Origin of the sequence: Nonomuraea sp. NPDC050790 (assembly GCF_044456745.1) — a bacterium.
In the GTDB taxonomy this organism is placed as follows: domain Bacteria; phylum Actinomycetota; class Actinomycetes; order Streptosporangiales; family Streptosporangiaceae; genus Nonomuraea.
Genome location: NZ_JBITGF010000004.1, coordinates 1 through 10,755 on the forward strand (window position 1 = coordinate 1; position 10,755 = coordinate 10,755).

The 10,755-nt window shown below is 69.9% G+C and carries 8 protein-coding genes; 2 read left to right on the plus strand and 6 right to left on the minus strand.

Features of this window, described 5'->3' with window-relative positions; genetic code table 11:
* Positions 1-702: 702 nt before the first annotated feature.
* Positions 703-2,175, minus strand: a complete 1,473-nt coding sequence (locus tag ACIBEJ_RS20475) for a phosphodiester glycosidase family protein (RefSeq protein WP_397184338.1) — start codon at positions 2,173-2,175, stop codon at positions 703-705.
* Between the two features lie 577 nt (positions 2,176-2,752).
* On the opposite strand from ACIBEJ_RS20475, the gene trpS reads away from it, so the two are divergent.
* Positions 2,753-3,715: a tryptophan--tRNA ligase gene (gene trpS / locus ACIBEJ_RS20480; protein WP_397184339.1), complete on the plus strand. Its 963-nt coding sequence runs from the start codon at positions 2,753-2,755 to the stop codon at positions 3,713-3,715.
* Positions 3,716-4,046: 331 nt separating this feature from the next.
* Here the strand turns inward: trpS and ACIBEJ_RS20485 are convergent, their stop codons facing one another.
* From ACIBEJ_RS20485 to ACIBEJ_RS20500, 4 genes are all read right to left on the minus strand, one after another.
* On the minus strand, positions 4,047-4,421 hold the full coding sequence (locus ACIBEJ_RS20485) for a cupin domain-containing protein (RefSeq protein ID WP_397184340.1): 375 nt from the start codon (positions 4,419-4,421) through the stop codon (positions 4,047-4,049).
* Positions 4,422-4,445: 24 nt separating this feature from the next.
* Entirely contained in the window at positions 4,446-6,062 is a 1,617-nt protein-coding gene (locus tag ACIBEJ_RS20490) for a PucR family transcriptional regulator (protein WP_397184342.1), read from the minus strand.
* 94 nt (positions 6,063-6,156) lie between these two features.
* A complete protein-coding gene (locus tag ACIBEJ_RS20495; protein ID WP_397184343.1) occupies positions 6,157-7,770 on the minus strand; it encodes an AMP-binding protein in 1,614 nt (537 codons plus the stop codon).
* 13 nt (positions 7,771-7,783) lie between these two features.
* On the minus strand, positions 7,784-8,485 hold the full coding sequence (locus ACIBEJ_RS20500; RefSeq protein WP_397184344.1) for a TetR/AcrR family transcriptional regulator C-terminal domain-containing protein: 702 nt from the start codon (positions 8,483-8,485) through the stop codon (positions 7,784-7,786).
* 55 nt (positions 8,486-8,540) lie between these two features.
* Here ACIBEJ_RS20500 and ACIBEJ_RS20505 point away from each other — a divergent pair, with 55 nt between their 5' ends.
* A complete protein-coding gene (locus ACIBEJ_RS20505) occupies positions 8,541-9,998 on the plus strand; it encodes an MFS transporter (RefSeq protein WP_397184345.1) in 1,458 nt (485 codons plus the stop codon).
* Here ACIBEJ_RS20505 and ACIBEJ_RS20510 read toward each other — a convergent pair.
* The gene (locus ACIBEJ_RS20510) at positions 9,995-10,699 is read right to left on the minus strand and encodes an alternative oxidase (RefSeq protein WP_397184346.1); all 705 of its coding nucleotides are present in this window, start codon (positions 10,697-10,699) and stop codon (positions 9,995-9,997) included. The two genes, ACIBEJ_RS20505 and ACIBEJ_RS20510, sit on opposite strands and share 4 nt — an antisense overlap.
* Positions 10,700-10,755 lie beyond the last annotated feature (56 nt).

A 10,755-nucleotide genomic window follows, 5' to 3' on the forward strand; every position in this document is an offset into this window, starting at 1 on the left:
AAGTTAAGCTTCCCAGCGCCGATGGTACTGCACTCGGGAGGGTGTGGGAGAGTAGGTCACCGCCGCACAAATCATCACGTTGAAGGGGTCCAACCACTGGTTGGACCCCTTTTTCGCGTCCCGGCACAACACACTCCGTGCCGTGGTATCTACGCCTTGCACACGCCTCCGCTCCACACTCGCGGCCCGCACACGCCTCTGGACCACCCTCGACCAGCTTCTCAGGCGCCGGTGCGGAGAGCACCGCGACGGACGTGGCCGGCGCAACCCGGACGGCCGCCCAGCCACGCCACCGCGCCTGCCGGCGACCCGGGGCCCGTGCGCCGCTGGCCACCGCCTCCGGGCCACGCGTCCCGCACCCGCGGCGTTGCGTCACCACCTCGGCGGCCCTTCCCAGGCGCCGGTGCGGCGAGCGGCACAACGGGTGTGACCGGCGCAACACGCACCGGGGCCCAGCCACGGCACCGCGCCTGCCGGCGACCCGGGCCGTGCGCCGCTGGCCGCCCGCCTCCGGGCTACGCGCTCGCGCCGGGCCACGCCCTCGCGCGCCGTTGCGCTATGCCCTCGGCCGTCTCCCAGGCGCCGGTGCGGCGAACAGCACTACGGGCGGGGAGGGGTGAAGGGAGGGCGCCCGATTGGGGCGCCCTTGGGGATGGTTACCTGGGGAGGATGAGGATGGTTACCTGGGGAGGATGAGGATGGTTACCTGGGGAGGATGAGGAGGGCGTCGCCTACGGCGCGTTCGTTGCCGTCCGAGGGCTTGTTGATGACCTTGTTCTTGACGACCATCGCCGTCGATCCGCCTCCGTCCAGGTTGATGGCCTGGACGGCGCCCAGCCAGCGCATGAGCTGGGCCGCCTCCACCATGTTGGCTCCCACCGTCTCGCCGGGCTTGCGGCCGTCGACCGTGGCGAGGATGAGGCTGCCGTTCCGGGTGACTCCGACGAGCGTACGCGGGTGGCGGCGGAGGATCATGTTGACCGAGTCGTGCCCGTCGCGCTTGGCCATGACCTTGACCCGGCCGTTGCGGACCAGGCCGACGCCTCCGGCCACGACGTTCAGGTTGGGCGTGAGGGCGAGGCGCTTGCCGGTGCGCAGGTCCACCAGCTTGGTGTCGATCTTGACGGTCCAGGTCTCCGCGGCGTGCTGCTGCAGCCATTCGGCCGCCGCGCCGGCTCCGTGCAGAACCCGGTGGCCGGCGGGGATCTTCGCGCCGGAGGCGCGCTGGGCGACGACCTTGCCGTTGGCGTCCAGGACCGCGTCGGTCCCTCCGTCGGCGGGGGTCTTGGCGCCCCACTCCTCGGTGTAGAGGACGAGTTCGTCGACGGCGGTGGGCCGGTTGACGCCGTTGACGTTGAGGCTCTGGCCGTCCTGGGAGGTGGCGGTGATGGTGGACTTCAGCTCGGTGATGCTGGCCTTACGGCCTCGCAGCACGACGGCGGCCCGGCCGGGGACGGGCTCGCTCAGGAGCTTGCCCGCCACCACCGAGGCGCCGAGCGGGTCGCCGCGCAGTGCCTTGGAGGCGTGGATGTTGAAGAAGCCGCCGTTGACCGCGGCCAGCGCGCCCGCCGCCTTGGCCATGGCGGAGGTCGTCTCGCGCTTGGCGACGCTGGTGCCGAGGCTGGCGCCGTACGAGCCGCGGAACCTTCTGGCGTCGATCATGAGGACGTTCATGTTCCACGGGCCGGTCGTCTCGACGCCGTCGTCGCCGAGGTAGTCGACCTTGGACTTGATGCCCGCGTCCTTGAGGGCCTTGACGGTCTGCTCGGCCTTCTTCTTGTCCTGGAGGGACCAGAGGCCGACGCGGACCATGAAGATCTCCTGGGCCGGAGCGTCGGCCACGGCGGGGCGGATGAACTGCTGGACGCTCGGGGTCTCGCCGGCGGCCTCCACCTCGGCGGCCTTGGCGTCGGCGGTCGCGCGGGTGCCGTAGTCGCGGCCGCTGGGCATGAGCACGCTGACGGTGTAGCCCTGGGTGGCGGTGCCCGCCCGGACCTTGTACATGTCGATGCCGCCGGCGACCGCTTTCTGCGTCTTGGTCGGTACGGCAGGCGTTCCCAGCGGGAACTTGGAGGAGGGGAACGTCACCGCCGTCTCCGTGGCGGCGACTGGCACGGTGGTAGCCGTGATCGCGGTGGCCAGGGACAGGCCGACGACGAGGGTGCGTCGAGACATCAAAAGACTCCAGGGTGCCGATAACAATCCGGACTATCCTGGCGCTCCCGCTTGGCCGGGGTGTGAGAACACGCCCGGGGTTACGAGATTGACATCAGCGACTAGCGAAAGAGCCCATCTCGTGGCACGCTGAATGGTCAAAATGGGGGAGTACATCGGATTCTGCTGCGCCGCGTGACCGGCCGGGGTTACCTTTCGATAGGCCGTATTTCGAGCGGCACGAACTTTCCCCGAGAGGCAGCCGTTATGGGGCTGAGCATCCTCCTTGTGATCTTCGCGAGCGTCGTCCTGGGCTTCATCCTGGGCGCGTTCGTGGCGCGACCCCGTCGGTGGGATCTGTACATCTGCGCAGACGACACCATCCATGCCGACATGTCGAACGATCACCGTAGGTAGTCATGAGCCGGCGCAAGCCGTACAGAATCTGGGTCCTGTACGGCTTGCGCCTATAATGCGGTCATGACCCGAATCAGCATGTGGTGGCGGCCGCCAGACGGCCGCTGACTTCCGCATGCGAAAAGGCCGTCCCACGGACGGCCTTTTGTGGTGTCTGGGGACGTCCGGAAAGGAACCCAGAATGAACCACGTCGTGTTGACCGGCGATCGTCCGACCGGTCCGCTCCATCTCGGCCACTACTTCGGCTCGCTCGCCAACCGGGTTGAGCTGCAGCATCGGCATCGGATGTACGTGCTGGTCGCCGACTATCAGGTGATCACCGACCGCGACCTGCCCGGGGAGATCCAGCGCAACATCACCGAGCTGCTGCTCGACTACCTCGCGATCGGGCTCGACCCGGCCAAGGTGACGATCTTCCAGCACAGCGCGGTGCCGGAGCTGAACCAGTTGCTGCTGCCGTTCCTGAGCCTGGTCTCGATGGCGGAGCTGCAGCGGAACCCGACGGTCAAGGACGAGATCCTGCACAGTTCGCAGAGTGCGGTGAGTGGGCTGATGTTCACCTATCCGGTGCATCAGGCGGCCGACATCCTGTTCTGTAAGGGGACGCTGGTGCCGGTCGGCAGGGACCAACTGCCGCACGTCGAGGTGACGCGGCTCGTGGCGCGGCGCTTCAACGAGCGTTATGGGGAGGTCTTTCCGGTTCCGGAGGCAATGATGGGCGCGCAGCCCAGCCTCAGGGGTCTCGACGGCGGCAAGATGAGCAAGAGCCGGGGCAACTCCATCCCGCTCAAGGCCACCGAGGACGAGACGGCGGCGCTGATCCGCCGCGCGGTCACCGACGCCGACCGGCGCATCACCTTCGACGAGGAGCGGCGGCCGGGGGTGTCCGGGCTGCTCACGCTGGCCGGTCTCTGTCTGGGCCGCCCGCCGCGCGACCTCGCCGAGGAGATCGGAGACGGCGGCGCCGCCCGCCTCAAGGCGGTCACCACGGAGGCGGTCAACGAGTTCCTGCGCCCGATCAGGAAGCGCCGAGCCGACCTGGACGAGGGGGCCGCGCGGGCGGTCCTGCGCGAGGGCAACGCCGTGGCCCGCGACCGCGCCGCCCGCACCCTTGAGGAGGTACGGCAGGCCATGGGCTTCTGAAGGATCCAAGCTCCCACGGAAAGGACCGGCGCGCTGGTAAGAGCGTGCCCAGGTCGCGAGGTGGCTCCGAGGGAGGAGCTCCCGTGGGCCCGGAGGCCGGGAGAGCGGGGCCCCACGAGGGGCTGGCCTCAAGGGGCTGGCCCCAGGGGGCTGCGGGGGCTCCCGGGAGGGGTGAGCCGGGGAGGTGGCTCTCGGAGTGTGGACCGCAAGGGGTCCCCAGAGGGGCGGTGCCCAAGGGGTGGGTTCCGGAACGTGGGCCCCGACGGGGTGGCAAGGGGGTGGGTGCCGAGAGGGGGCCGGGTGGGGGGATCCCGGCGGAGTGGTGTCGGAGCTAGCGGGACTGGTAGACCTTGCGGAGGGTTTCGTGGACGATCCAGGTGGTCTTGGCCCCGTCCGCGAGCAATGCCACATCCCCAGGCCCCACCTCGATCGTGGTCCCGCCCTCCACCGCGATCGTCGCCCGCCCGGACAACACCACGAACAACTCGTCCGTCTCCACGTCGGTGACCACCCCGGGCGTGATCTCCCAGATCCCGCGCCCGTTGCCCAGGTCCATGGAGGAGGTGACGGGGTCGCCGGCGACGATCTGGTCGGGGTGGAGTTCGTCGGGCGTGAGCCGTACCTCGTGGACGGGGACGGCGAACGCGCCCGCGGTGGCGAGCATGGGGCCCAGCGCGGCGGGCTCGGGCACGAAGAGGTCAGGCATGAACGTCCTTGGTCGGGTTTTGCTTCAGCGATTCTCGCGACGGAACGACTCCAGCGCCAGCAACGCCACGTGCAGCGACAGGCACGACTCGACATCGTCCAGGTCGGTGTCCAGGATGCGCTCCAGCCGGCGCAGCCGATCGTAGAACGCGGGCCTGGACAGGTGGGCCTTCTGGGCGGCGACCGCCTTGTTGCGGCCGGCGTCCAGGTAGATGCGCAGGATCCTGGCGAGATCGCCGCCGCGCTGGGCGTCGTGGGCCAGGAGGGCGCCGAGTTCGCGTTCGGCGAAGGTCTGCATCCTGGCGTCGTCGCGCAGGAGGTGGAGCAGCCCGCGCAGGCGCAGGTCGGGCAGCCGGTAGTAGGCGCGGCCGTCGGGCTGGCGCACGGCGACGTCGGCCACCTGCTCGGCCTCTAAAAAGCTGCGCCGCACGTCACGGATGGACTCGACGACGGAGCCCGCCGCGAGCACGAAGGCCGAGCCGGGCCTCCACAGCATGCGCAGCCGGTCGGCGAGGGTGGTCAGCGCGGGTTCGGCGTGGGTACGCGGCGGCAGCGGCAGCAGCACGCCGACCCGGTCCTGGTCGAGGGCGCCGACCAGCGCGGGCAGCCGGGCGTCGCGGCAGGCGGCGGCGGTGGCCTCGGCCAGTTCGCCGAGCCGGGCCTGGCCGTCGAGGGCCTGGTCGATCGGCTCCGTGGGACGGATGACGACGCTGATCAGCTTGCGGCCGGTGAGGGGGACGCCGACGGCGCGGGCGCGGGCGGCGGCCTCGTCGGGGTCGGAGTAGGCGTGGGTGAGGATGCCGGTGATGATCGTGCCGTGGGCCTGGCGTTCGAGCGACTCCTGGTGGCGTTCGAGGAGGCGGCCGAGCGCCAGCGTGGTGGCGGCGCGTTCGGCCAGCACCAGGTCGCGGGGGCCCGGCGCGAGGTCGCAGAGCAGGATCAGGCGGCCCCAGTCCTGGCCGCGGGCGCCGACGGTGGTGACGAGCCAGCCGGAGGCGGGGTCGTAGGCGGTCCGTTCCGCGGGGGCGACGGCGCGCGACCTGGTCTCCCAGCCGGCGAGCAGGGCGCCGATGTCCCGCCCCGCGGACTCGCAGGCCAGCACCTGGTGGGCGAGGTTCTCCAGGAGGACGGGGCGGTTCGACAGCCGCGCGACCTGGGCCAGCACGTCGGCCGGCGAGGCGCCCTCGACCGACAGCTCGGTGAACACCTCGTGCAGTTGCTCGGAGGCGCGCAGCTCCTCCAACTGGTTGTCGATGATCCAGGCGTGCACCGACTCGGTGATCTGCACGAACGGCGTCTCGCGGGTCAGCATGATCACCGGCAGCCCGTGCTCCTCGGCGGATTTGATCACCGCGCGGGGCAGTTCGCGGACGAACCGGCGGCCGAGCTCCACGATCAGCCCCGACGCGCCGACCTGGGCCAGGTCGCCCACGTAGTCGGCCAGCTTCTCGGGGTCGTCGGGCAGCGCCACGCCCGTGGTGAGGACGAGTTCGCCACCGCGCAGAAGGTGCGCGATGTCGGCGATCTCTCCGACGTGTACCCACCGCACCTTGGTGTCGAGCCGGTCGGCCCCGGCGACCACGCGCGGGTTCCCCCGGCGCACGGTCTCCAAGGCCAGGACGTCGGCGATAGTGGGCAGCACGGGGCCGAGCCTATCCGATCAGCCTGTAATTATGGACACCTAGCCCCTTACAAGTTGTTATCGGTGACATGCCGCCCTTTCTGGGATTTGTCCGTCAGGAGTCGCGGAACGACTCCTCGGTGAACTCCTCGGCCGCCGCCTGCTCGCGCAGTTCGACCCGGCGGATCTTGCCGGAGATCGTCTTGGGTAGCTCGCCGAACTCCAGGCGCCTGATCCGCTTGTAGGGCGCGAGCTCCCGCCGCGAGTGCTCGAAGATCGACCGTGCGGTCTCGGCCGTCGGCTCGAAGCCGGGCGAAAGGGTCACATAAGCCTTGGGTACGGCCAGCCGTACCGGATCGGGGGCGGGCACCACCGCGGCCTCCGCGACCGCTTCGTGCTCCAGCAGCACGCTCTCCAGCTCGAACGGCGAAATGCGGTAGTCCGAGGCCTTGAACACGTCGTCGGTGCGCCCGACATAGGTGATGTATCCGTCGGCGTCGCGGGTGGCCACGTCGCCGGTGTGGTAGTAGCCGTCCCCGGTGCCGGAGTCCTGGCCGACGTAGCGGGCCATCAGGCCGAGCGGGCGGCGCTCGTCCAGCGGCAGGCAGATCTCGCCGTCGGCGCCGGGCTCGCCGGTGACCGGGTCGAGCAGGACCACGTCGTAGCCGGGCAGGGGGCGGCCCATCGAGCCGGGCTTGACCAGTACGCCGGGCACGTTGCCGATCTGGGCCGTGGTTTCGGTCTGCCCATATCCGTCGCGAATCGTGAGCCCCCACGCCTTGGCGACCTGGTCGATGATCTCCGGGTTGAGCGGCTCACCGGCGGCCACCGCCGTACGCAGGGAGAGCTGCCATGCGGCGAGATCCTCCTGGATGAGCATGCGCCACACGGTCGGCGGCGCGCAGAACGTCGTCACCCGCTCGTCGCGCAGCACCTCCAGCAGCGCCTGCGCGGAGAAGCGCTGGTAGTCGTGGACCAGCACCGTCGCGCCCGCGTTCCACGGCGCGAAGACGTTGCTCCAGGCGTGCTTGGCCCATCCCGGCGAGGAGATGTTGAGGTGCACGTCGCCCGGCCGCAGCCCGATCCAGAACATCGTGGACAGATGCCCCGCCGGGTAGGACGCGTGGGTGTGCTCGACCAGCTTGGGCTGCGAGGTCGTGCCCGAGGTGAAGTAGAGCAGCATGGTGTCGCTCGCGCGCGTCGGACCGTCGGGGGCGAAGTCCGGCTCGCCGTAGGAGTAGGTCAGCCACCCGTCGGCCGCGCCGACCGAGATCTTCGTGTACGGCCCGCCGGTGAACTTGCCGGCGTCCGCGGCATTGGCGATGACATGTGCCACGCCGCCCCTGGCGACCCGTTCCTCGACGTCCTTGGCGGTCAGCAGCGTGGTGGCCGGGATGACGACCGCGCCGAGCTTGATCGCGGCCAGCATGGACTCCCACAGCTCCGCCTGGTTGCCCAGCATGAGCAGGATCCTGTCGCCGCGCCGTACCCCGGCCGCGCGCAGCGCGTTGGCCACGCGGTTGGAGCGTTCTGACAGTTCGGCGAAGGTGTAGGAGACCTTGCCGACGATGTTCAGCGCGACCGTGTCCGGGGTCTCGGCCGCGAGCACGCCGTCGAACCAGTCCAGCGCCCAGTTGAACTCGGGAAGATCGGGCCAGCGGAAGTCGCGGCGGGCGGTGTCGTAGTCGGACTGGAGCAGCAGGTCGCGCGCGGCTCGGAATTCGCTCATGACCGGAATCCTGCTACGTGGCCAGGCGCGCCTCAAGACCGTCGAGCACCGTGTACAGGCCGAAGTCGAAACTCATCAGGCGGACCGCGGTGGGGTCGGCCTCGCCCATCGCCACGACGCGTGAGCGCATCTCCGGATAGTCGGTCAGCACCGCGGCGACGGCCTCGCGGATCTCGTTCACGTCGGGGTTCTTCTCGGCGACGTACTCGTTCCAGACGGCCTCGGGGATCGTCGTCCCGAAGACGTAGGCGGTGACCGTGCTGACCGCGTAGTCGATCTCCAGACCCTCGAAGCCGGCCAGCGTGACGGCCTTGCGCAGCCGGTCGGTGATGCGCAGCGCGTTGGGCCCGATGGCGGGCATGCGGCCGATGAGACGGGCCGACCAGGGGTGTTCGAGGATGACGCGGCGCATGCTCTGCGCGAAGGAGGCCACGGAGTAACGCCAGCTCACCTCCTGGGGGTCCGCCATCTCCATGCCCGCCCAGATCTCGTCGTAGGCCAGCTCCAGCAACTCGTCCTTGTTGGCCACGTACCAGTAGATGCTGGTCGCCCCGGCGTCGAGCTTGGCGCCGAGCTTGCGCATGCTCAGCCCGTCGGTGCCTTCGGCGTCGAGAAGCTCCAGGGTGGCCTGGACGATCTGCTCGCGGCTGAGACCGGGCGTGGTCCTGGACGTGCGGGGCTGGCGGGTCCAGACAGAGGTGAACGGCTTGGTCACTCCTCCAGGATAAATGCTGTCGCACACTGTGCGAGATGTGCCGTACAGTGTGCGAGTGGAATCGAACACTGTGCGAGACCCCCGCCGATGGTGGACGCTCGCCGTACTCTGCCTGGCCACGCTCGTGCTGGCCGTCGACGGGACCGTGCTGAACCTGGCCATCCCGACCCTCGTGCGGGACCTGGGCGCGACGCCTTCCGAGATCCAGTGGATCCTGGATGCCTACGTGCTGGTCTTCGCCGGTTTGCTGCTCACCGCCGGAAGCCTGTCCGACCGCTTCGGCCGCAGGAAGATGCTCGTCATCGGCCTGGCGCTGTTCGGCGGCGCCTCCGCCCTCGCGGTCCTGGTGAGCGAGCCGTGGCACCTCATCGCCATGCGTACGCTCATGGGCGTCGGCGGATCGGTGCTCATGCCCTCGACCCTGTCCATCCTCATCACCGTCTTCGCCGACGACGAACGCCGCAAGGCCATGGCCGCGTGGGGCGCCACGTCCATGATCGGCGTCGTGGCCGGGCCCACGCTGGGCGGGCTCATGCTGGAGAACTGGGGCTGGTCCTCGGTCTTCCTCATCAACGTGCCGATCGCGGTGCTGGCGATCATCGCCGCCATCGTGCTCATGCCCGAGTCGAAGGCGCCCGCGCGCCGGATCGACCCGGTCGGTGTGATCCTGTCGATCGTCGGTCTGACCTCGGCCGTCTTCGTGATCATCGAGCGGGAGTGGAACGTCGTCGCGATCGCCCTCGCCGTGCTCGCTCTGGGCGCCTTCTTCGTCTGGGAGCGGCGCTCCGACCATCCGATGATGCCGCTGGAGCTGTTCAGACAGCGCAACTTCAGCGGCGCCTCCTTCTCGATCCTGCTGATGTCCTTCGGGGCGGGCGCGCTGATGCTCATGCTCACGCAATACCTGCAGTTCGTCCTCGGGTACGGGGCCATGCAGGCGGGGCTGGCGCTGCTGCCGTACGTGATCGCCGCGGCGGTCTTCAACGCGGCGGGCGCCGGGCTCGGGCAGCGGGTGAGCAACCGGGCGCTCATCGCCTCGGGCCTGCTCGTGCTCGCCGCCGGGTTCGTCATCCTGGCCCTCACCACCGGGTACGGCCCGATGCTCGCCGGCCTCCTGGTCATGGGCATCGGCGGCGGCCTGGCCGGTCCGGCCGCCTACGCGACGCTCATGGGCGCGATCCCGGTGGAGCACGCCGGTGTCGGCTCGGCCATGAACGACACGGTCCAGCAGGTCGGCATGGCGCTCAGCATCGCCGTGCTCGGCAGCGTCCTGGCCGGGGTGTACACCTCCGCGATGCCGGCGGACGCGCCCGCCCAGGCCAGGGCCTCGATCGGCGAGGCGCTCCGGCTGGGTGGCTGGGAAGGCCCCGCTCGCGAGGCCTTCACCACCGCCATGCACGTCGGGTCCTGGATCGGCGCGGTCTTCTGCCTCCTGGCCGCCGTCCTGGCGCTCGCGGTGCTGCGCACGCCCGCCAAGCAGGCCGGGCAGCCCGTCGGGGCGGCCATCGGCTAGGCCGCCACGCGCGGCTCGCGCATGTTCTCCAGGCTGTCGAGCTTGTGCACCCGCTCGTCGTGGCCGATCTGGCGCAGCAGGTCGGCCACCGAGCGGTAGCGGCCGTACTCGTCGGCGTACGTGCCGGGGTCGGGCACGAACTCCAGGTCGGGGTTCTCGGCCACGAACGTCATGTACTCGTGCTCGGCGTGGTCCTCGAACTCCGCGTTGAGCCGGTAGCTCCAGTCGGGCCTGACCAGGAACAGCACCCACGAGACGTGGTAGTAGAACAGCGCGATCAGCCAGGGCGCGGCGCGGTGCAGCAGCCAGTTGCGCTTGAGGCCCTGCCGGTCGATCAGGTCCTCCATGATCAGCAGGTGGAACTGCTCGTTGTCCTGGTCGGAGCGGGCCTCGACGATCCGCTCGAAGACGCGCCTGGCGAGGGCCGAGCGGGTGCGGTGACGGTGGACCGCCCAGTAGCCCATGCGCTCCCACGCCTGGTACGGCACGCGGGCGATGATCTCCAGCATGGCGAACTTGGTGAACGAGCCCTGCTTGCCGTACATGATGTCGACCGGCTTGAACATCATCTTGGCCAGCAGGCTGTACTTCATGCGCGGGGTGTCCAGCGTCTCGTGCTGGGCGCGGCGGAGCTGCTCGCGGTCGAGCTTCGGCGGGCCGGGGTGGACGTCGGGGCGGGGGAGTGTCGCGGTGTTCGTCATCGGATCTCCTTGTTAGCGGTGATGATCCGATATTGGGGGACAGGCACCCTCCCGGG

Excerpts from the sequence above, each read along its gene's own strand:
- ACIBEJ_RS20475 (WP_397184338.1), bottom strand. The coding sequence starts at position 2,175 with ATGTCTCGACGCACCCTCGTCGTCGGCCTGTCCCTGGCCACCGCGATC.
- trpS (WP_397184339.1), top strand. The coding sequence starts at position 2,753 with ATGAACCACGTCGTGTTGACCGGCGATCGTCCGACCGGTCCGCTCCAT.
- ACIBEJ_RS20485 (WP_397184340.1), bottom strand. The coding sequence starts at position 4,421 with ATGCCTGACCTCTTCGTGCCCGAGCCCGCCGCGCTGGGCCCCATGCTC.
- ACIBEJ_RS20495 (WP_397184343.1), bottom strand. The coding sequence starts at position 7,770 with ATGAGCGAATTCCGAGCCGCGCGCGACCTGCTGCTCCAGTCCGACTAC.
- ACIBEJ_RS20510 (WP_397184346.1), bottom strand. The coding sequence starts at position 10,699 with ATGACGAACACCGCGACACTCCCCCGCCCCGACGTCCACCCCGGCCCG.